Raw genomic sequence first — 20,092 nt, 5'->3', positions numbered from 1 at the left:
GGCCGCGCTGGCGATCGCGGTCGCGGTCGCGGGGTGCACGACGACCCAGACGGGCACCCCGCGCGCCGCCGATGACCCCGGCACCTCTCGTCCTGCGGTGCGTTCCTCAGCGCAACCGTCCCCAACGTCACCTTCGAGCGCGCCGCCCACCTCGACCCAGGCTCCACCGTTGACCGTGCCCGAGCTCAAGCCGTTGTTGCTCAAGCGTTCTGAGTTGGCCGACATCATGGCCGACACCGACATGCAACAGTTGCAGGCCTTCGAGCAACCCACTCGCAGCAACGACATCAAGATCACGCCGCCCGGTTGCCGAAATCTGGCGTTGCCGGCTGAGACTGCGGTCTGGTCGCCTTCCACCAAGGCGCTCGTCGGCGACGCCAACCGCGGCGCTGGTGGACAAGCTGTCACCCAAGTGGTGGCCTTGATGACCTCTTCGGCCGTGGCCGCCGACACTGTCAACTCCATTTTGACCGCGTTTTGGGGGGCGCAGTGTCCGCCGGGGCAGCCCTTCACTATGGAACTGGATACCGGTCAGCAGCAATGGAATCCAGCTGCTCCGCAGAGTTCAGGACAACCGCAGCGCATCAGCGTCACCTACACCCGGGCTGACCCACCGCGATCCTGCACCCACGCCTACACCTCGGCCAATAACGTCCTCATCGAGACGCTCGCATGCGGGAAGGTCGACACGGCGGCACAGGCCGGAATCGTCCTCGACCGAATCGCCGCCAAGATCAGCTGACCTGGTATCGGTCGCGGCATCGACTGCAGGTAGCTGAAGTTCGGCGTCTCCTCTGCTGTGCGTGGCCAGACCCGCGAGCGCAGCGTGTTCTCTGAGCGCGGGTGCGTGGCGCGCGGTAGGGAGGAGCCGTTCGGCGAAGAAGGTCAGTGCCCATGACCAGTGTCGTCAAGCGCCTCAGTGGTATATGCTAACCATAGCGCTGCTACGATTGCAGCAGTTGCGGCCGCTACGGAACCGCAGCGCTACATTGGTTTGATCGAGGGAGGGAATTTCAATGCCGGACCCCAATGACGGTGTGCGCGAACGCAAGCCGGTTGCCAATACGGACGACCCGGAGAGCACCGTGGTGGTGCCCCACACCCCGCGTCCACCCGTCGGTGACGCTACGGTTGGGTCGGATCAGGGGCGTGCACAGCAGGTGCCTCCCTCTGCGTTTGCTTCGCATGGAGACCCCGACGAGACCGAGGTGGTCTCCCGTGATCGATTGGGATTTCCGGGCAATGCGAGCGCCGGCGCGCCGTCGAACACTCCGCCACAGCCATCCTCTCGGGCAACGCCCCCGCCGACATGGCAAGCTCCGCCAGCACCGCCGCAGAGCCCGCCGTCGTATCCCGGGGCCACGCCTTTCCCTCCTGCCGCTGCACCCACTCAGAATCCGCCGGGGGGCGGCGGGGTGTATCCGTCACCGCCCGCGGGGCCCTACGGTCCGCCGGCGCCGGGATACGGCCCCACCCCCACCGCACCTGAACCCCCGCGTTACGGCCCGCCATCGGCGCCTTACGGACCGCCCACCGGTCACGGCGACCCATCCGGTCCCGCCGGCCACACGGGGCAGCCGAACATGCCGCCACCGCCACGCGACTACGCCGCCGATGCGAGGGCGGCTCTGAACAAGGGCAACTCGTTTCTGGGGCGGCTGCTTCGCCGGGGCGTCAACGGCGAACTGATACCGGTGACGGCGTTTCAGAGCTACCGCATGCACAAGCCCGTACCGCTGACCGTGGCGGTGTTCATCATCGGGCTGATCCTGGCCGGAGTGTTCAGCCAGTCCGGCGGCCTGATCGGCCTGATCCTCAGCGAAGCCGTCTGGGCGCTCACCGCCTTTGTGCTCATCGCCATCGGCACCAAAGGCTCGCTGCAGACCATCGTGTACGGGATATGCCTGGTCGGCGCGCTCGGCTTCGCGTCGGCCGCCTACATCGCGTTTACGAGCTACGCGACGTTTTCGAGCCTGCCCTACTCCGGGGCGGCCTCGGGCTTATCCATCGGCTTGCTGATCATCGGAGTCATCGCCACGGTGCTGGCCGTCGTGCATGGCTACGTCGGCATCCAGGTGCACCGGGAGATCAAGAAGATCGCCTCCGGCCAGTAGTTTTCCTCGGCTGCCGCCAACGAACCCGACTCGTTGCGCGTCAGTTAAGCGATCACCAGCTGTGCCCAATGGATGTCCATATCGCCCTGCGACCCCGAGGAGTTTCCGCATGACCAATTGGCCAGGCCATCCCGGCCCCGACGATCAGTCCGGCGCGCCACCACCGCAGCAGCAGTGGCCGTCCGTGCCGCAGCCAAGCACCTATCGGCAGCCTTGGGCGAACCCGCCCTCGGCTCCACCGCAGGCCAGCGGCGCTTCTGAGGCCTACCCGCAGGCGTGGAATCAGCCTCAGCCGCAGGGGCCTTCAGCGCAACCTTGGAATCAACCGGGTCCGGGCGGCCCGCCGCAAGGCTGGCAGCCCCCACAGCCCGGCTTCGGCGGGCCGACGCCGCCGAAGTCGCGCAAGCGTCTGTTGATCGCCGCCGCTGCCGTGATCGTCGTCGCCGCAGTCGCTTTCGTCGGGTATCGAGTGAGCACCGGGGCGGGAATCGCAGGTATCGGTGCGACGAAGGCGTTGTCGCCCAAGGAGACTGTCCAGCACTACCTCGATGCTCTGGCCGCCGGTGATGCGGAAAAGGCGCTGTCCTTCGGCGCTTCCCAACCGGCTAGCAAGGACCTTCTGACCAACGAGATCCTGGCTAAGCAGAACGCCAAGATGCCCCTGAGTAACATCCGCGTCCTCGACGCGGACGCCAGCGGGGAGGCGATCGGAATGTCGAGAGTCCACGTCGCGGTGAACTTCGGTACCGTCGTCGACGACGTCGAGTTGCCGTTGAAGAAGGACGGTGACGGTGTCTGGAAACTTGAGAACGCCGCTATCAAGCTCGACCCGCCGCCGGGTGCAGACTCCATCAAGGCCCTCGAATCGGTCACGGTGTTCGGCAAGGGTTTCGACTCGGGCTCGCTGTATCTGTTCCCCGGCTACATGGATGTCGGCAGCACCAACAAGTACCTCGATGTCACCGCCGATCCCGTTCTCCTCAAGGGCTTGGCTGCCTACAGCTCGTCCTACCTCAACGCCAAGGTCAAGCTCAGCGACGCCGGCCACGATGCAATCGAGGCACAGCTATCCGACGCCTTCGACAACTGCACGCGCAGCAGACAACTCAATCCCACGGGATGCCCCACCAAGGTGGCCTCCTATGACGCCGTGGATGCCATCGACGGCACCGTCAGCTGGGGCAAGGCGGATCTGTCGGGTGTCACCATCGGTGAGCTGAGTCAGTACGACATGACGGTGTCGCTCAGCGGCAAGGCCACAATGACGCTGAGCTACCAAACCACCGACGGCGGGACCAAGCGAGGAATCGTGACCTCCTATGTCAGTGCAGAGGCCGATATGGCGACCACGCCACTCACTGTGAAATGGCGCTGATCGGTGCCAACGGGCGGCGCGGGCTGTCTTCGCCGGACGCGCCTGCCCGGGCCACGGAAATCGTGGCTCACTCAATGATGTTGGCCCAGTAGAGATCACCGCGGCGACGCAGCATTGTGACAGCGTCGCCGCGGGGACAGTCGAGCGCCTGAGCGACCGCGGCGGCGGGATCCTCAATCCGGTGCCCGAGTAGGGATTCCAGTTGCGTTCGGAGATCGTCAGCTGCACTTACGCGCTGCGCAGCCGCCAGTGTGCGGCCCCGCGGTCGAAGTGCCAACACCAGGTGGTCGCCGATGGTGGCACCAACTGCCGAGGCGAGCGCGCGCAGCGAACCGAATTCTGGACCCCGGGTAGAGGCGAGTTCCCAGCGTAGCGTCACCGAGCCATCCGGCCCGGTGAAGGTGCGGTGCTTGGCCGGCCGCACACCCGCCGCTGCAGCGACGGCGCGGTGCACGTACTGACCAGAGCCGCGCAGCAGTTCGCGACCGACCGGGAACGCGAGTCGCAACTCGTTGTCTCCGTGGAGGAAGACGCCCCGCGCCTGGTTCAGTGGAGGAACGCTAGGCCACCGATCGCCGCGTCGGCGCCGCCGCGCTACACCTCTCGCGACGACGAACGCCGGTGTTGACAGATTGGTGGCGATCGATTCGGTGGAGATGTCGGGGTACATCGCTACGAGTTCTGCGGTGAGGGCGTCGATGGTGATCGTCCCAGCGTGGGCGTCGATGCGTTCACCGATCGCGTGGGCGATGCCGCGGTAGTGCAGCCCGCCCCAGATGCGCAGGCCCCAGGTAGTCCGCGAGGCACGGATGAAGCGGTCCTCATTGATGAGGGCGTGTTTGACGGTGCTCAGCTTCACCGTGCTGGAATCGACCAGAGTGTGAATGTCCTCCGCGGTGGCCGGGGCGCCCAGGGCAGACAGGATGTCTTCGGTGATGTTGGCCGCGTTGTCCCCGCGCCAGCGCACGCAGACCTCACCAATGCTGCGTAGCCGTTCGTGGGTCTGCAGGTACTCTTCGGCAATCGCATCGGTCATCCCCACGGTGGTTAACGCCTCAACAAGCAGGTGTGGTTGAGCGGCGGGGTGATAGGCGAACAGGGCGTCGACTGCGGCCGCGACGCGCGCCTTGCCGTCGATGGCGAGGTTCTGAATCCATCCTTGGTGCAGGGTGTACGGCCCAGCGATATCGAGCAGGACGTGGGCGGCCACCGTGTCTGGGGTTAGGCCGAGCTGAGTGATCTCGACTTCAGCTGCGGCAAGGCGCGTGTAGGGCCCGAGATGCTCTCGTAGGCGGCCTGCGTATTGGGTCACTGCGTGATGGGCGGGGTCGCTGAGCAGTTCACGGAATCTTCGGTGAGCGCGGGGCGTGTTGCGGGAAATGCTTGCCTGGGAGCGGTGCAGTTGGTCGGCGAGCGTAGGTAAAGGGGTGGGGCTCCAGGTCCAGTGGCGTCCCACCAGCAGGGCGCGATCGGATTCATCGAGCCGTGCCAAGAGAGTGGCGATTGCTTGGGCAGCGCACGTCTGGTCGGAAGCGGGGTTGTCGAGGTGGGCGCGTACGGACTCGCGGGCGATGTCGATGAGTGCCCCGATGGCAGTCTCGCCGAGTTTTGGTCGGCCTAACAGTGATTCGATGGTTTGATCGGCGATATCGGACCATCGCGGGAATTCCTCGGCGTAGGGACTCCAACGGCGAGGCAGTCGGGCGTAGGGGATCTGCAGTGCGGCAACGCTATTGAATTCCGCGACGAAGTCCGACACGCTGGCGGCGATCAGCTGTTCGTCTCGTTGCCACCTTCCCTTCATCGCCGGCTCTGCCCACGGTGCGGCCGCGGCGAGGCGGGCGCGCGGGGTTGTCAGGGTGTGCGCGCCTGTCACGGGTTGCTGCTGTCGGGGTTGCGGTAGAGGTGGCGGCGCTGGTTCATCCGCCAAGTTCGTTGACCCAGACGAAGTACTTGTTGTTCAGTAGGCTGGCGTCGATGGGATCGGCGACGCGGGTGCGGCCCGGTCCGAAGGAGTCATACACCTCGATCGCCAGACGCATCCCGGCGAGGATGTGGGGCAGGGATTCGGTGGTCCAGGTGTGCTCGTAGCGTTGTGCTGTTTCCAGGAGTGCTTCGCGTTGAGCGTCGGAGGTCAGTCGTGTGGCTTCGGCGCTGGCACGTTGCGCGGCGATCAGGCATTTGTGGCCGGTGATGAGGGTTCGAGTCATCTCGATGAGGGCGGCCTGGGGATCCATTTCGAAGACGCCATCGTCACTGACGGGGAACGATGTGGGCTGGTCGCTGGTCATGGTTCACCTGTTGGTCTAACCGCGGGCGGCGGCGAGTTGTTCGCTGGCAGTGGCGAGATGCTCAGATGCTCCCGCGGCGGTGAGGAGATGTTCGAGTGTGTCGCGGCCGGTGTCGGTGGTGACCAGATCCAGGGCCTCAGTCAACGCGGGGGCGTCGGTGCGTGCGGTGAGCAGAGCGGTGCGCAGTACGGCACCAAGCGAGGCTGCGGGGGAACCGACGGTGAACAGGTCGACCACGGTCTGCAGAATCGGAGTCACCGGCAGGCCGTCGACGACTTCGACGCAGGTAGCGGGGTTGAGGTGAAATCGGACGTGCGGTGAGGTCGTGCGGCGTCCACGGACAACGGTGAAGTGGCGCACTGTTGGCACTGTGGCGTCGGTTCCGAGATCGTAGACGTCCAGGGCCGCTGACCAGTGTGAGGCGATGGCCTCGTTGTCGAGTTGACCGGACATCAGCGCGGTGCGGCGTTCGACTGCGAAGTGCTCGGCACGAAGCGCCAGCCAGGTGGCTCGCAGATCATTGCGGCGGGTATCGGTGGGGGCGCCGGCGAAGCGGTAGACACCCCGGACGCGCGTGTGAGCGACACGGTGTGCTTGCGTTAGCCACGCGAGCCGTTTGCGACTTAGCCCGAGACGGGTGGCTTGCGCCGCGGTGAACATTCCCCACTGGGTTTGTGCGTGCTCGGCGAGCGCAGCTTCCACCTCACGGCTGCCCATAAAGTCGTATCGTACCCCTATATGGGACTATTGCTGCAGTCGCGGCAAAGACAGGGGGGCGGTAGTGATCGCCAAGGCAGCGCGTTGCCTGACCGTGGGCGCGGTCGCGCTGGTCGTAGTGACCGGCTGCACCCGTGTCGTCGATGGCATAGCCGCTCGGGCACCTGGCGGACCGGCGCCGGGCGCCGTTGATCCGGCTTTGCTCGTGCCGGGCAACTACCCCACCAAGCCGCAGAACGCGCTGGGCACCGCCGGTTCACCCGAACGCGGCGCCCGGGTCGAGGGCGCGCGGATGGCCGGCGCTGTCGTCGGGCCATGGGAGGTGGACCCGAAGCTGTCCGTGGGTGTGCTGCCCACGGGCATCCTCACTTCGGCGCGGCAGCTGAAAGCCCTCACGACGAGCGCCGACGCAGCCGGGCGCCACCAGTTCATCACCGCGTTCGTGTCGACCCGCCGCAACAACGACAACACGCTGTCCATGGTCACCGGGCTGCTGCGTTTCGCCGATCCGGCGTCGGCGGCCCAAGCGGTCACCGACATGCACGACACCTCACTTGTGCCGCCAGCTCCGGACAGTTTCGGTGTCCAGCGCACTGCGGCCCCGGTGCCGGCGCACCCGGAGTCACTGGCCACTGCGGCGACAGGTCCCAGCGCGGCGGGTGACCCAAGGCTAGCGGGCGATGTAGAGGTGCTGACGGCGCGCGGTCCCTTTGTGCTCTACGTATGGGCCAAGTCGCTCGACGGTATCGATGCGGCGATGGCGCTGGCCACAGATGGCTTAGAGAAGCAGATTCCGCGCGCCGATTCATTCGTCCCGACCGATGTGGCTGGGCTATCGGAGCTGGCGGTCGACCCCACGGGCCTACTGGCTCGCACACTTCCGGCACCACCAGATGACACTCCAGGCCTGCCGAGCAACCTCACTTTTGACGAAGCGGGATCCTTGCACTTTCAGACGGATCCCGCCGCGACGTCTGCGCTGTTCGATAAGGCCGGTATGCAGGTGTGGGCGTCGGGCAAGACCGGCGTCTATCAAACGCGTGATGCAGCCGCAGCTGTGGAGGTGGCCAACGCCTTCGCCGCCGAAATGCGCGATGGAGGCTCCGTCGAGGCGGGGGTGCCCAACCTGAAGGGCAGCCAGTGTTCGAAGAAGCAACAGCTGACGGTGGTCCTCTATAACTGCTACAGCACCGCTGACAAGTATGTGATCGAAGCCAGCTCACCACAATTGGCTGACGCGCAGCAACAATCTGCTGCGCAGTACCTCATGCTCACCGCGCAGTAAGCACCCAATGTTTCGGCCCCGGTAGGAGACAGAGACCCCCATGACCTTCAGCGTCGGATCGGTCGTTGCGGGCTACACCATCGAAGGAATCCTCGGCTCGGGCGGAATGGGCACCGTGTACAAAGCCCGCCACCCCAGGCTGCCGCGAAGCGACGCGCTGAAAGTTCTTTCGGCAGAACTGAGTCGCGATGAGATGTTCCGCGTGCGGTTTCAGCGAGAAGCTGACCTTGCGGCTAGCTTGGATCACCCGAACATCGTCACCATCTACAACCGCGGCGAGACCGAGGACGGTCAGCTGTGGATCGCGATGCAGTACGTTGCCGGCAGCGACGCCGACCAAGAAGTCCGCGCTGGCAACATGACCGCGCGGCGCGCGGTCAGAATCGTCACCGCGGTCGCTGACGCCCTGGACTATGCCCACAGTCGCGACATCCTGCATCGCGACATCAAGCCGGCGAACTTCCTCCTCGCCGAGGATGATCACCGTATTTTTCTCGCCGACTTCGGAATTGCACGAGCGATCGATGAGGCCGTGGGACTAACCCAGACCGGTCAGGTGATGACCAGCGTCGCCTACGCGGCCCCAGAGGCGCTGGCAGGAAACGGAGTTGATCACCGGGCCGATATCTACGCCCTAGGGTGTTCACTATTTCGGATGGTGGTGGGCAAGACCCCGTTCGCCAAGCCCGAAGGTGGGATAGCGGCCACTGCCGCCGCCCATCTGACCGAAGCGCCACCGCGCGCAACCACGTTCATCCCCAACCTACCGCCGGCTATCGACGCGGTATTTAGCAAGGCCCTGGCCAAAGACCCCAATCAGCGCTACCAGAGCGCGCGCGCTCTGGCCGATGCCGCGTCGGCGGCATTGAGCGGCAACACCACCCAACAATGGACGACGCACCCGCCAGCCCCTCAACTGTCAGTGCCCCACCACAGCGGTCCGCCTCGTGTGGACACCCAGTGGGCGGCGCCCACCGCCGCGCACTACTCGGATGCGACCACCCAGGCGCGCACCTGGCACGATCGGCCCGGGAGTGGCGGTGATCCTGCGGTAGCAGCACGCTTCTCCGCAGTGCCCCCCGCTAAGGGCCGGCGGCGCCTCGTCGTTGGCGGTGCGATCGCTGCCGTTGTCGTTGTTGTTGCACTCGTCGCTGGATTTCTCCTATTCAGAGGTGGCGACGACCAATCTGTCTACGCCAAGCAGACCTTCACCCACGCACACGGCAGTACCGACCTCACCGCGCGGCCCAACGCGGTGGCTGCGCTGGGACCGGGCGACGCCGCAGCGGTACTTGCACTCGGGGTCCAACCAGTCGCGATCGGCTCACTCGACCCGAAACTGCCGAGCTGGGAACAGTCGGCGGTCACCGGCCAACCCGCGGTACTCAGCGGCTTCACCGACACCGCGGCGGTCGCGGCGGTCAAGCCTGACGTCATCATCGCCACCGGTGATCTCGATGACGCGACCTACCAGAAGCTCGCCGCCATCGCTCCCACTATCACCCGCCCCACAGACACAGAAGGTGCGAATTGGAACTGGCAAGCGCAGCAGAAGTGGGTCGGGCGCATCCTCGGTGAGCAGAACAAGGCTGAGACGTTGGTCAAGGAGATCACCTCCCAGCAGGAGGACCTGCGCAATCAGAACGCCGCATTCACCGGGAAGACAGTCGAGGCGATCGCCGTCTCAGATGAAGGTGTCGGGGCGGTGCTGACGCCTACCTTTGCATCGAATTACCTTGACTCGCTTGGGTTCAAATACAACTCCGAGCTCAGTCGTGGCGGCACTGATGCCGGAGGTACGCGGCCTTTGACCGATCTGCAGCTCCGCACTATCGAAACAGACGTCCTGGTGATCATCCGTACTGACAGCAAGGCCGGTCAGGGCGGGTACGGCGGGTTGCCGTCGCAACTGAGGACCTACCAGGGGATCTCGGTCATCGTGGATGATCCCAATTCGATTGCTGCGCTCCAGGATCCTGGTGGCTACCTTGCGAGCCGCTACCTGAGCAGCACTCTGGTGCCTCAGTTGGGACAGCTCATCAAATAGTTGGCCGGACCGGCGCAAAGGCGCTGGTCGGCCGTGCAGCCGGGGTCAGTACTGCGCCGTGACCGCTGCGATGAGGATCGCCATGCGGCTGGTGGAGGGCGGTTGGCCGGTGATGGTCACCGTCGGGACGAATTGATAGGTTCCGACGGTGGTTTGCTCTCCCACGACGACATGCACGATGCCATCATCACCGAAGACGCGATGTCCATTCACATCGCGCTGTTCGGTGGAGTAGGCCGCCGTTGTGGCGTCGAGGTAGTCGAAGGACACCACGATGGGTGGGCTGCCATCAAGGGTGAAAAAGCAGCTCGACGGCGTGGAGTTGTCGAGGTCGAAGCGGACCGTGTGTGTCGTCGCGATTGGCTGGACTGCCGCGCAGGGATCGGCCCCGAGCAGCACCGTACGCCCAGGTGTGCCCGGATTCGGGGCTGGCCGACTGCGGTAGGCGGCGATCGCCTGACGGATAACGGCCTCAGCGATGGCGCAGGTGTCGACTTCGGGTGCCGCCGACACGTAGGCGCCGATGAGGACTCGGTCAGGGTAGCGGGCAGTGAAGTCACAGCTGGCGGTGACCAGATGCGCATCCTGTGGTCCGAGCAGAGGCGGCTCCTCGGCAGCGACAACCGTCACGTCGACGCCGTCGATCGTCTGATGTCGGCCGTCCTCGGTGTCGGCGGGTCGCGGTGACGTGATGTTGACACCAAGAGAGACATCGGCGGGCCCGGTGGAGGTCTGGACTCGCGCAGCGCAGCTCAGCGTCGAGGTCATCCCGACAACGCTGATCGGGTCCGTGTCGACGCGGGGCTTGTCTCCGTAGAGGGTGCAGGGGTCGATGGCCCTCAGCGAGGTCAGCACCGACGATAGGTCCTGTGCTGCGGGTGAGTTATCAGCTGTGCTCGCCTGCCGCTGCGGCATCGATGAGCAGGCTGCGACAGTCAACAAAATGGATGCGATAAGGGTATTGCGGGCCCACCCGGTCAGCTCCACAAGTGTGTGTTCCTTCCATCCCGTCCCAGGCCACGCGGCGTCGTAATTGCTTGGTGCGCAACCATGATCCGGTGCCGGAGTCGGGCCGCAAACATGGACCAGGGGTCGCCGGCGGCAGGGGTCGTGAGGCGGTGCTATCCGGTGATCTTGCTGGCGATCGACTGGGCGATGATCTTGGACGCGAGCGACGCTCCGGTGTCGGTGATGCAGGACCGCACGTCGATAATGACGTTGTTGGCGGCTGTCATTGAGCGGCTGCAGAAGCGGAACGGTTGGCCCACCTTGAACTCCGGGATGATGCTCAGGAACAGCGCGCCGGAGATGTCGGTGGGCTTGGTGTCGACCTGGATTCGCGACGGTGGCAGGTCAAGGATGTTGGCGGTGACGAACTGTCCCGCGCACTTCTGCCACTGGGCGAAGGTCTGCTCGTAGTACGCGTGAGCATCCTGGGCACTCGGGAAGCTGATCGCCGCCTGGATGACCCGGTTCTTGCCGTCGGCGCCTTGATTGACGGCCTGGGCTGCAACGCCGGTGTAGTCACTCTTGGCGTACGCGGATTGAATGGCGGGGCCGTAGGTGCTTGCGCACTCGGCGGGCGTGTACTGCCCGTCTGAGATCAGGGCGGTCTCGGTCTTGCCGGCCCGCATCGGCGGGGTGGGGTTACCCACGGCGACCGAGACGTCATCGACCGGCAGCAGGAAGTCCTGTAGCTGGTCTGGCTGTACCAGCGGTGCTGCGGCACTGGTTGCTGTGGTCGAGGAGGGTGAAGGAGACGTCGACGACGAGGTCGTGGTGCTCGACGCGGGTGCAGCTGATGGCGGCGTCGAACCGGTGTTGGTGCGAGTGAACGCCAGGACGCCGACAGCGACGAGGGCGGCAGCCACAACCGTGGAGATGCCTACGATCCACCACTTCTTATGCGAGGCGGCTCTTGGCTCAGGGCCGCTACTCGGCCAGGGTGCGAGATGTTGATGGGGGTAGTGCACAGGTGATCCGAGCACGCCGGGGTAGTGGGGGCCTACCGGAGGCGTAGGTGCGCCGGGAAAGCCGTGTGGAGTTTGTGGGCTCCAGCCAACCCCGGGGTGACCAACGGGGGGCGTCGGAGGAACGGGAGTCCGCGGGCGCACGTGGGTGATGTCGGTGGCATCCGGGGCGGATCCGCTTGATGCCGTGCCGACGGTTCCGCGTGTCGGAGCGACCACGGTCGGCTGCGCATCGACATCGCCGGTTAGGCCGGGAGGGTCGCCCGGTGTTGGCCAGTCGATGGTGCCGTCGTCATCGCCCACTCTGCGGTCACGGTCACTCACTGAATTCACCTCTCGTCCTGCCGGGCGGGGGCCCGTCCCTTGTGGTGGCGCAATCGTGCACGCCGGCACCGCCAAACTATAGCATCGCGTCGGTATTGCGTAGCGCTGCGGTTAGCGCTACGGTTAGCGAAGTTGACGCACTCCTATGAAAGGCAGTAACCCCCGTGAGCGTTCCCCCCATCTCGACCAAGACCACGGCCGCGTTCCTCGTCCAGTGCATCGTGGCCTTCGGTATCAGCTTCGTCGCCACCGTCGTCGGCATCCTGTTCCTCCCGCTCGACCCGTGGCAACGTCTCTTCCTCGGAATCAGTGTGTTATTCCTGGTGTCGAGCACTTTCGGTCTCGCCAAGGTGGTCCGCGACCAGCAGGAAGCCTCAACGGTGCGGGTGCGCATCGACGAGGCCCGTGTCGAGCAACTCCTCGCCGAACACAATCCACTGGCCACATGCTGACCGGGCCTGATCCCGCGCACGCGACGCTGCGACGCTACAGAAAAACTCTACGGTTACTGCTACAGATCGGTCGCTTCAAGCGCAGCGGAAGGGGTATCAATGTCTGACTCTCCATGGTCACCAGCGGGCGCTGACACCCCCGGGGAAGCCCCGCACCACCCTTACGAGTACCCGGTGTCACCCCCGTGGCCGGCGACACCCGCGCCGTGGCCGCCGCCGACGAGTTGGCACCCGTCAGCGGCACCCGCCCCGCGGCAACGCAACGGCTGGCTCATCGCGTGCATGGTCACCATTGCGGTGGTCATCTCCCTGGGCTTCATTGCGCCGTTCGCGTTCGCGGCATTCCTGACCGCCCACGTCGAAGACAGCGTCGAGAACGTGACCGGCGCAAAGACCAGTGACATCCTCGCCAACAACCTCGATGTCACCTTCGGTGGCTACACGCCCCGCCGCGACAGCTACACCGAGAGCGGAAAACTGAACGTCACCTTCAAGAACAAGGGTGCCGAGCGGGCCTCGTTCGACGTGACGATCGAAGCCGTCGACGATCAGGGTCGTCGGATCGAGGAGATCACCGCGTACGCCGATGATCTAGCCCCCGGGCAGTCCTTCACCAAGAGCGTCCTGGTGCTGCCCGACGACGCTCAAAGCGCGGCGCAACTGCCGCACGCGACCTTCCAACTTCTCTCCGTCTCAATGCGATAGACGCCAAGGCCAAGGACTGCACAACATGTCTCATCAGCGTTCACAATCTGCTCCCCGCGCCCTCGCCGCCGCCGTGTGCAGGCACGACCGGCAGTGGACTCTCACACTCCAAGAAGCGTGTGACGACGTCTACTGCTCGCCATTGGACCTGACCGCACGAAAGCGCCTGCGCGAGCTGCTCCAGCGGGAACGCGGGATGACCCTCCTCCGCGCCGGCAACGTCGACGCCCTCGCGAACACCCATGAGACCGTCGACACCCGCGAGTGGGTTCGCACGCTGCGCATCGCCTGCGACGAGTTGCACGATGGCCCAGAAGACACCGACGCACAGGACAGGCTGCTCCTGTTGCTCACAGAGCCCGCTCATCAGCGATGACGCCAGACAGCCACTTACTCTGACCAACTGAAGGACGTTTCCCATGCGAGATGCAATGCAGATGCCATCCCACTGGAGCCACACGCCAGTTCGGCTTCTCGCCGCAGGAGCCTTCGCCGCCCTCATGGCCATCGCAGCGGCAGCCTGGGCATTCAATCTGGCGGTCAACAAGCACCACGTCCTCGCGGCGGTAACCGTCGGCGCCTGGGCGACAGTCATGGCTTGCGGCATAGCGGCGATAGCGCTGCGGACGGTGTGGCCAAGTCCCAACTCCGTCCGAGTAGCACCGAGCTCCCTGTCGATACACCCCCCACGCTCAGCGGAAGTAATCATTCGACTGATACTCGCCGCCCTACTCATTGCCGGAATCACAGGAGTCGCGACCTGGCTGCAGCACGGCGCCGATCTCGCCGACATCATCGGGCCTGACACGACGATCACCCACTCGGCGAGCCGTCAGCAGACACGGCTGATCACCGCGTCCGTGCTTGCCCTACTGGTTGGCGCCATCACCGCGCCCCGATGGCTTGGTCCAGGCAGCATGACCGGATCCCTGACGCTGACCCCAGACGGCGTGTATTGCCGCCGAGCTTTCTCCGGCTTCACCATCAACTGGGACGACATCGAAGAGATCGACGATCAGTATCGGGGCCGACAAAAGCACCTGAAACCCATCGTGTTTCGGCTCGTTGGCGGCAAGCAGAAGGCGTGCTTCATGTCGCAGTTCGGCGCGGACGCCGCCGAACTGTACTGGATGATCAACGAATACCACCGCCACCCCGAACGCCGCATCGAACTGGAAGGCAGCCGAGCCGCCGAGAGGCTCCGGGCGCAAGCTTTTAACCATATGAGCGACAGCTGATCCCACAACCTACGACATTCACCGAATTCGACTAACTAGGAAGGCAAAGGCGTGTACGGACAGTACCAACACCCAGACCGATGGGTGCAACCGTCAAGGCCGCAACCGGTCTATCCGCCTCCACCTCGCGAGCCGATCTTCGAGATCACCACCATGACCCACGTAGGTGCGCTGATCATGTGGTTCAACCAACGCCGAGTGGTCCGAGGAACCTACGAACAGTGCGACGCTGCGCTGCGCAGTGCCCAACTCCAGAACATGACGTTCGGCTGGTGGAGTTTCCTCTCGATCCTCGCCCTGAACTGGATCGCCCTTGTGTACAACGCCCAATCGCGCAGGAAACTCAATCATGATGCACAGCAGGCGAATATCTACGCCGAGTGGTGGAACCACTATATCGGTGAGCAAGCGCGGTGAGATAGGCTCCCGGCGCGTCACCAACTGGTGGACCACTACAGTTTATTGGTGTTGCGGGTGATCGTGGCGCGCATGTCGACTCCCACTGCCCAACTGCGTTGTTCGTCGCCGCGGGGTGGCGGAAGGCTCTGAAGGCTGGCGCCGAACTTCCGAGTAATGCTGTTGGGGGTGCCGTCAACTTGATGGCGGTGCTTGAGCTGCGGCAGCGCGAGAGTTCGCGCGTAACACCTGGTCCCGTCGGGTAGCTCGCCCAGTGGCCCGTGGACGACGTCGGGATCAGCACGGTTTGTCAGTGGGTGGAAGTAGAATTAGACCTGTCGGACAACGACATACAACCGGCCAGATGTGCGCACTTGGTCACTGAACCCTCGAAGGGGAGCAGATGCTGGATTCAACGAAAAAGAGTGAGAACGAACACGCGTCGGGCGGCGAGTCTGAGCAGGCGTCGATGGGCGAGGGCGGCGGGGCGTCCGGTCGCGTGACTGGTCAGGAACGCGAGGCGATCGCCAACGCTATCGAACGCATGGTGGCTCTCGAAATCGATCCAATCGCACGTGTTTACGTTGACGATGAGAACCGGCTTCCCTCCTATGCAAGGCATCTCGGTACGGTGTGGGGTGGCGAGGTGCTTGACGACCCGGAACTGGATTACGCCATCGGGTGGTTACCGTCGGAGGCCTTCCTCAACGATGACTCGCCCTGGCCTGGTTCCTACAACCCGTATCTGACCCTCAACCACCTCCGCGCGCTGGAGGGCGCGAAGTGAGCAACGGGGTGCTCACGGTCAACGGCGTGGTGGTCGAGGCCACCGAGTTCGCCTACGACGGCTGCCACAAGATCTACCTGATCGTCTGGGGTGGCGATCGGGACATCGTGCTCGAACGCGGCTACACCGAGGCGGATATCCATCCGATCGAGACGCTGCCGGACGTGTGGGCTGACACCTGCCCGCTGCGGTTCATCAGCAGTGCCGACCTCAGTAGGCACTACGTCGAACAGTGCACGCCCGCGCAGGTGGTGTGGCAGGCAGGGTGACGCCCGGTCCGCGCAGCCGCGGGTAAGGCTGCGCGGGCCTGAATGTCAGTGCCGCACTATAGGATTAAGAACGTCAGGTTATCCGGGCAGGCGTGCGCGTCTGCTCACCAACAAAGGAATTGCGATATGGATGATTGTGCCCAAGCTGTGAGCCTCTACTTCAAGTCAGGCTCCAGCGACAAGGTCTATCACGCACGAATCGAAGCAGCAGACGGCGGCGGGTTCATGGTGAACATCGCCTACGGCCGCCGCCTGGGAACGCTGTCCACCGGCACCAAGACCAAGGCCCCGGTCGACCATGCCACTGCCGTCCGAATCTTCGACAAGCTGGTGTCCGAGAAGCGATCCAAGGGCTACACGGAGGGCGCTAGCGGCACGCCCTACCTCCACAGCGACCAGGCGGGCCGCGTCAGTGGGGTGCTGCCTCAGCTGCTCAACGTCCTCAGCGATACCGAGGTCGATCGCATCGTGGCCGACCCCCAATGGGTGATGCAAGAGAAGTTCGATGGCCGGCGCCTGATGTTGCGCAAGGTCGGCGCCTCCGTCGAGGGGATCAACAAGCTGGGTCTGATCGTCGGTGTCGCTGCGCCCATCGCCGCGGCTGCCCTCGCCCTCCCTGGCGATTTCGTCCTGGACGGCGAAGTCATCGACGACACACTTCACGTGTTCGATCTGCTCTCCTATGATGGCTGCGACCGACGCGAGCAGGCCTACGGCGACCGCTACCGGGCGTTGACCCACCTGATCGATGGGGCCGGACCCGCAGTGCGCATCCGCTACGTGGACTGCTGGAACGACGGACGTGACAAGGCGGAGCAGCTGAAGCAGCTGCGCGAGCGGAACGCCGAAGGCGCCGTATTCAAACGCTGGGATGCTCCCTACCGACAGGGCCGCCCCAACAGCGGCGGCACCCAGCTCAAGCTCAAGTTCGTGGCCACCATCTCGGCGATGGTCACCACGGTCAACCAGCAGCGCAGCGTAGGCGTGAGCCTGCTCGACGGCGACGGTTGGAGGGCAGTCGGGAACGTGACCGTCCCCGCCAACCAGGGCCGCCCGCAGATCGGCGACGTCGTCGAGATCCGCTACCTTTATGCCGCGGATGGCGGAGCGCTGTATCAGCCAGTCCTCCTGGGCGTCCGCGACGACGTAGAGCCCGCTGAGTGCGTCGTGGCGCAGCTCAAACTCAAGGCCAGCTGAAACGCAGCCTGCGGCCCCGGGGCGCTGCTATCGAGCGCGCTCCGGGTTAGAGGCGGGGCGAACGTAGCTCCACGATTGGTATACCGACGCCGGCGCTTTGCGGCCGCTCGACACATACCATCAGTCCAAGTAAAGGGATGGAAAGGATGCGGGGGATGGGTTTTCTGGACACTGCGGCGGCGGAGACGTTGACCACCGGGACAGTAGTGGAGCTGGCCAGCGGGCACAGCTTCACCATCGATCCTGATGCCGGTGAGTCCTACGTCATCGGGTCTGGTGGAATTCTCACGGCGGTGACAGTGGCAGATGATCGACTGGGCGAACGTCGGTGCATGCGGCGTTATAGCCCAGCCGCGTGGATCAGCGTCACTGAGATCTCCGAGCCGATGCCGCCGGGCTCTGTGCGTAAGCGCTCCGGCGTCGAGGGCATCGACCGCCTCACCGTCTGACTGAAAGGGGACCTCAGCCCGCCGCCGCAACCTCGGCTGCATTCCTCGACCCTGATGTGCCGCTCACTGCGGAGATTCAACCGAGTGAGTTTTCCCGCAGTGACTATCCGGCAGCCTTGCAACGACGACACCGGCCGGCCAGCGGCAGGGGGAAGATGCTGCAACCTGGTGGCGAACGGGCACGATGACAGGTGCCTAGGCTGTGCGGCCAGCGCCGGCACGCAGGGTATGCCGGGACGAGAACCGGGGGAGGGAGACGGCGTGGCTTCTCTGACGCGGTACGGAACTGAGGTGGGATCTGCTTTCAGCCTGCTCGGACAGAACGAGAACGACCTGACTGCAGCGCTCGGTTTCGTCATGGCGCGATGCCAGGCACTCGCCGATATCGTTCTCAATCGCGTCTGGCCATCCCACCGCGCCAACGATATTGCAGACTTCGCACTCGAAGTGCGGGCAGAGGTCGGTCGCACCGATCTAGAAGCTCGGCTGCTTGGTGGCTCCGCGCTCGTTATCTTCGAGGCCAAGCGCGACTGGCTGCTGCCTACGACAGCGCAACTGGCGCAGTACGTCTCGCGCGTCCATGCAATTGGCTCCGGGGCGCTGGTCTCACTATCGCAGGCTTCCGTTGCGCTCGCGTCAACACAGCTGCCCGCAGAAATCGAAGGTGTCCCAGTCGTCCATCTACCATGGCGAGAAGTGCTGTCCCACATTGCGATCGCGCGCACGAATAGCGCAGGGCAAGATCGTCTTTGGCTCGATGAGTTACATACCTACCTCGCGGAAGTGATACGCATGCGGACAGTGGCCGATAGCATGGTCTACAGTGTCGTGCTCAATGAGGACCGCCCCGGAGGCGACGGTACCCCGACATTCCGCGAGTTCGTCACCGAACAACATTGCTACTTCCATCCCTACGGCATGCGGGGGTGGCCTACGGAGCCGCCCAACTTCATGGCATTCCGTTGGGGAGCGGCCGTGCAACGCATCCACCGGATCATGCAGGCCGATGTCGTGCCGACGATCCGCGATCGGTTCCCCTACCTTCCTGAGGGCGACGCCAGCGATCGACCGCATGCCGTGTACGACCTCGGGCCCAGGATCCCGCCGTTCGACCCCATCCCCAACGGCGTCGGCATCTACCCTTCATCACGCCTGTGGGTCCTTCTTGACCAACTCCAAACCGCACCCACCCTCAAGGACGCTTACGTCAGTACCCGCGCCCTGCAGGGCAAGATCAGTACCTGAGCGATCGAGAGCCGGCGAAAGCCGAAGATCGTCCTGGCAGATAGGTTCGCTCGCGTGCCCGTCCACTCTGCATCGCTGCCGGCGACGGAGTCAGAAGATCGTGTCGACACCCATCTCCAATGAGCTGCTGGGAGGATAACGACGACCCTGAGTAGTGCGCGAAAATGGCCTCACGGCGGCGTAACGGCGCCGAGCATCGCACCTGCTTTCTATGCCCGGTGCTCGCTACCAATGGCATTGCACCGCCGACCTAAAAGGGCCAAGCTGCGCGGTCACCTCATCACGACTTACCAAACCTGAACTCAACGCGCCCTCAATCACTGCGAGTTGTTCGGCCTGGTGGATTCCTTTGCGGGCGAGGTCGGCGATGATCCGGGCCGGAGACGCTACTGGCAGGCCATCAACGAGGTCCCAGTCAGCGCCGCGAGGACCGATCTCGCGCCTGTAGGTCCGGACGGTGTTCGACTTGACTCTGATCGCACGTGGCCCTGTTAGGCATAGCGGCACGGACTGAAAATCGCCCAATTCTCTTATCACAGCCGCGCTTTCATGACTCACGATGCAGTCTGGATATGCGCGACGGACCTCGATATCAGCGTCGGGGAGTAACGCCAACCACTGCGCAGCCCAAGCTTGGAGATGGTCGCTGTCGTTGCCGGCAAACGCGTACACCCCGTGACGAACCCGCACGATCCGGCCGGTTCGGGCATAGCGGGCGAGTTGATAACCAGGAATATCCCGGCGCCGCGCTTGCGCGGCCGTGAACAAGCCGAACTGCGATGACGACAAGTCACTCATGCTGGACCACAGGTCTACCGGACCCACGTGATTATCGTAGTCGCTGGTGCGGCACGCAGGCTGGGGACGTTCGGCGGCATGTGGCTGCTGTTCCACCGTGGCAACACCGCTTGAACACCGCGCCTCCGGTTGGGTCCTGACAGGTGATGGCGGGTGGGACTGGACTGGCGAGCTGGTATAACCGGCACGCATTGAGGCCGGGCACACGTGCCGGTCGCGCTAGTCTGAGGAAGAGGTTTGCTGCGCTTGGGACACAGTTAACGGGGACCGGGAGGGGATACCTGTAATGATGCTGGCTTGGGAGCGTACCGACGTGTTCGAAGCGCTGGTGAAGTCTGAGACCGCCGATCAGTCCGCCCTGGTCGCGTCGGCGGCGCCAGAGATCACAGCAGTCGATTTGGTCGATCTCGGCGTGCTGATCTTAAAAGCGTAG

The 20,092-nt window shown here is 64.4% G+C and carries 22 protein-coding genes; 16 read left to right on the top strand and 6 right to left on the bottom strand.

The features are described from left to right. The first annotated feature begins 175 nt into the window (after positions 1–175). The 3 genes from QN239_RS32545 to QN239_RS32535 all read left to right on the top strand — a co-directional run bounded on the left by QN239_RS32545 (position 176) and on the right by QN239_RS32535 (position 3,489). Entirely contained in the window at positions 176–742 is a 567-nt protein-coding gene (locus QN239_RS32545; protein WP_499017669.1) for a sensor domain-containing protein, read from the top strand. A gap of 841 nt (positions 743–1,583) precedes the next feature. Next, the gene (locus tag QN239_RS32540; protein WP_499017360.1) at positions 1,584–2,114 is read left to right on the top strand and encodes a hypothetical protein; all 531 of its coding nucleotides are present in this window, start codon (positions 1,584–1,586) and stop codon (positions 2,112–2,114) included. Between the two features lie 109 nt (positions 2,115–2,223). After that, positions 2,224–3,489, top strand: a complete 1,266-nt coding sequence (locus tag QN239_RS32535) for a hypothetical protein (protein WP_499017358.1) — start codon at positions 2,224–2,226, stop codon at positions 3,487–3,489. Positions 3,490–3,556: 67 nt separating this feature from the next. Here QN239_RS32535 and QN239_RS32530 read toward each other — a convergent pair whose 3' ends face one another. From QN239_RS32530 to QN239_RS32520, 3 genes are read right to left on the bottom strand one after another with little or no spacing between them, the layout of a single operon-like run. After that, entirely contained in the window at positions 3,557–5,365 is a 1,809-nt protein-coding gene (locus tag QN239_RS32530; protein ID WP_499017356.1) for a hypothetical protein, read from the bottom strand. A 43-nt stretch (positions 5,366–5,408) separates the two neighbouring features. Beyond that, entirely contained in the window at positions 5,409–5,780 is a 372-nt protein-coding gene (locus QN239_RS32525) for a hypothetical protein (RefSeq protein ID WP_499017354.1), read from the bottom strand. A 15-nt stretch (positions 5,781–5,795) separates the two neighbouring features. Next, on the bottom strand, positions 5,796–6,497 hold the full coding sequence (locus tag QN239_RS32520; RefSeq protein ID WP_499017352.1) for a type IV toxin-antitoxin system AbiEi family antitoxin domain-containing protein: 702 nt from the start codon (positions 6,495–6,497) through the stop codon (positions 5,796–5,798). Positions 6,498–6,561: 64 nt separating this feature from the next. Here QN239_RS32520 and QN239_RS32515 point away from each other — a divergent pair, with 64 nt between their 5' ends. Both QN239_RS32515 and QN239_RS32510 read left to right on the top strand, forming a co-directional pair. Then, positions 6,562–7,782: a DUF7373 family lipoprotein gene (locus tag QN239_RS32515; protein ID WP_499017350.1), complete on the top strand. Its 1,221-nt coding sequence runs from the start codon at positions 6,562–6,564 to the stop codon at positions 7,780–7,782. Between the two features lie 40 nt (positions 7,783–7,822). Beyond that, a complete protein-coding gene (locus QN239_RS32510) occupies positions 7,823–9,829 on the top strand; it encodes a serine/threonine-protein kinase (protein ID WP_499017348.1) in 2,007 nt (668 codons plus the stop codon). Between the two features lie 45 nt (positions 9,830–9,874). Here the strand turns inward: QN239_RS32510 and QN239_RS32505 are convergent, their stop codons facing one another. Next, entirely contained in the window at positions 9,875–10,816 is a 942-nt protein-coding gene (locus QN239_RS32505) for a hypothetical protein (protein WP_499017346.1), read from the bottom strand. Between the two features lie 134 nt (positions 10,817–10,950). Then, positions 10,951–11,700: a sensor domain-containing protein gene (locus QN239_RS32500; RefSeq protein ID WP_499017344.1), complete on the bottom strand. Its 750-nt coding sequence runs from the start codon at positions 11,698–11,700 to the stop codon at positions 10,951–10,953. 587 nt (positions 11,701–12,287) lie between these two features. On the opposite strand from QN239_RS32500, the gene QN239_RS32495 reads away from it, so the two are divergent. The 10 genes from QN239_RS32495 (at position 12,288) to QN239_RS32450 (ending at position 18,861) form a co-directional block, all read left to right on the top strand. Further along, complete coding sequence (locus QN239_RS32495) at positions 12,288–12,575, top strand: YiaA/YiaB family inner membrane protein (RefSeq protein ID WP_499017342.1); 288 nt, start codon at positions 12,288–12,290, stop codon at positions 12,573–12,575. 99 nt (positions 12,576–12,674) lie between these two features. Then, complete coding sequence (locus QN239_RS32490; RefSeq protein ID WP_499017341.1) at positions 12,675–13,280, top strand: hypothetical protein; 606 nt, start codon at positions 12,675–12,677, stop codon at positions 13,278–13,280. A 25-nt stretch (positions 13,281–13,305) separates the two neighbouring features. Then, complete coding sequence (locus QN239_RS32485; RefSeq protein ID WP_499017339.1) at positions 13,306–13,656, top strand: hypothetical protein; 351 nt, start codon at positions 13,306–13,308, stop codon at positions 13,654–13,656. 124 nt (positions 13,657–13,780) lie between these two features. Further along, a complete protein-coding gene (locus QN239_RS32480; protein WP_499017337.1) occupies positions 13,781–14,518 on the top strand; it encodes a hypothetical protein in 738 nt (245 codons plus the stop codon). Between the two features lie 153 nt (positions 14,519–14,671). After that, positions 14,672–14,935, top strand: a complete 264-nt coding sequence (locus tag QN239_RS32475) for a hypothetical protein (RefSeq protein WP_499017336.1) — start codon at positions 14,672–14,674, stop codon at positions 14,933–14,935. A 382-nt stretch (positions 14,936–15,317) separates the two neighbouring features. Beyond that, entirely contained in the window at positions 15,318–15,701 is a 384-nt protein-coding gene (locus QN239_RS32470) for a hypothetical protein (RefSeq protein ID WP_499017335.1), read from the top strand. Further along, complete coding sequence (locus QN239_RS32465; RefSeq protein WP_499017333.1) at positions 15,698–15,970, top strand: hypothetical protein; 273 nt, start codon at positions 15,698–15,700, stop codon at positions 15,968–15,970. Before QN239_RS32470 ends, QN239_RS32465 begins: the two co-directional genes overlap by 4 nt. Before the next feature lie 126 nt (positions 15,971–16,096). Beyond that, entirely contained in the window at positions 16,097–17,167 is a 1,071-nt protein-coding gene (locus tag QN239_RS32460; RefSeq protein WP_499017332.1) for a WGR domain-containing protein, read from the top strand. A gap of 155 nt (positions 17,168–17,322) precedes the next feature. Continuing rightward, a complete protein-coding gene (locus QN239_RS32455; RefSeq protein WP_499017331.1) occupies positions 17,323–17,616 on the top strand; it encodes a hypothetical protein in 294 nt (97 codons plus the stop codon). Positions 17,617–17,877: 261 nt separating this feature from the next. Further along, complete coding sequence (locus QN239_RS32450; protein ID WP_499017330.1) at positions 17,878–18,861, top strand: hypothetical protein; 984 nt, start codon at positions 17,878–17,880, stop codon at positions 18,859–18,861. 225 nt (positions 18,862–19,086) lie between these two features. Here the strand turns inward: QN239_RS32450 and QN239_RS32445 are convergent, their stop codons facing one another. Further along, positions 19,087–19,686: a type IV toxin-antitoxin system AbiEi family antitoxin domain-containing protein gene (locus QN239_RS32445; RefSeq protein WP_499017329.1), complete on the bottom strand. Its 600-nt coding sequence runs from the start codon at positions 19,684–19,686 to the stop codon at positions 19,087–19,089. A gap of 259 nt (positions 19,687–19,945) precedes the next feature. Between QN239_RS32445 and QN239_RS32440 the strand changes: the two genes are divergently transcribed. Then, on the top strand, positions 19,946–20,092 hold the full coding sequence (locus QN239_RS32440) for a hypothetical protein (protein WP_499017328.1): 147 nt from the start codon (positions 19,946–19,948) through the stop codon (positions 20,090–20,092).

Origin of the sequence: Mycolicibacterium sp. Y3, assembly GCF_051188035.1 — a bacterium.
Lineage (GTDB): Bacteria > Actinomycetota > Actinomycetes > Mycobacteriales > Mycobacteriaceae > Mycobacterium > Mycobacterium fluoranthenivorans.
The sequence above is the reverse complement of the archived record's forward strand: the minus strand, read 5'-3'. Positions and strand labels throughout refer to the sequence as shown.

Coding starts and splice junctions, on each gene's coding strand:
- QN239_RS32540 (WP_499017360.1), top strand. CDS start 1,584: ATGCCGCCACCGCCACGCGACTACGCCGCCGATGCGAGGGCGGCTCTG.
- QN239_RS32535 (WP_499017358.1), top strand. CDS start 2,224: ATGACCAATTGGCCAGGCCATCCCGGCCCCGACGATCAGTCCGGCGCG.
- QN239_RS32525 (WP_499017354.1), bottom strand. CDS start 5,780: ATGACCAGCGACCAGCCCACATCGTTCCCCGTCAGTGACGATGGCGTC.
- QN239_RS32520 (WP_499017352.1), bottom strand. CDS start 6,497: ATGGGCAGCCGTGAGGTGGAAGCTGCGCTCGCCGAGCACGCACAAACC.
- QN239_RS32510 (WP_499017348.1), top strand. CDS start 7,823: ATGACCTTCAGCGTCGGATCGGTCGTTGCGGGCTACACCATCGAAGGA.
- QN239_RS32490 (WP_499017341.1), top strand. CDS start 12,675: ATGTCTGACTCTCCATGGTCACCAGCGGGCGCTGACACCCCCGGGGAA.
- QN239_RS32485 (WP_499017339.1), top strand. CDS start 13,306: ATGTCTCATCAGCGTTCACAATCTGCTCCCCGCGCCCTCGCCGCCGCC.
- QN239_RS32480 (WP_499017337.1), top strand. CDS start 13,781: ATGGCCATCGCAGCGGCAGCCTGGGCATTCAATCTGGCGGTCAACAAG.
- QN239_RS32475 (WP_499017336.1), top strand. CDS start 14,672: ATGACCCACGTAGGTGCGCTGATCATGTGGTTCAACCAACGCCGAGTG.
- QN239_RS32470 (WP_499017335.1), top strand. CDS start 15,318: ATGCTGGATTCAACGAAAAAGAGTGAGAACGAACACGCGTCGGGCGGC.
- QN239_RS32460 (WP_499017332.1), top strand. CDS start 16,097: ATGGATGATTGTGCCCAAGCTGTGAGCCTCTACTTCAAGTCAGGCTCC.
- QN239_RS32455 (WP_499017331.1), top strand. CDS start 17,323: ATGGGTTTTCTGGACACTGCGGCGGCGGAGACGTTGACCACCGGGACA.
- QN239_RS32440 (WP_499017328.1), top strand. CDS start 19,946: ATGATGCTGGCTTGGGAGCGTACCGACGTGTTCGAAGCGCTGGTGAAG.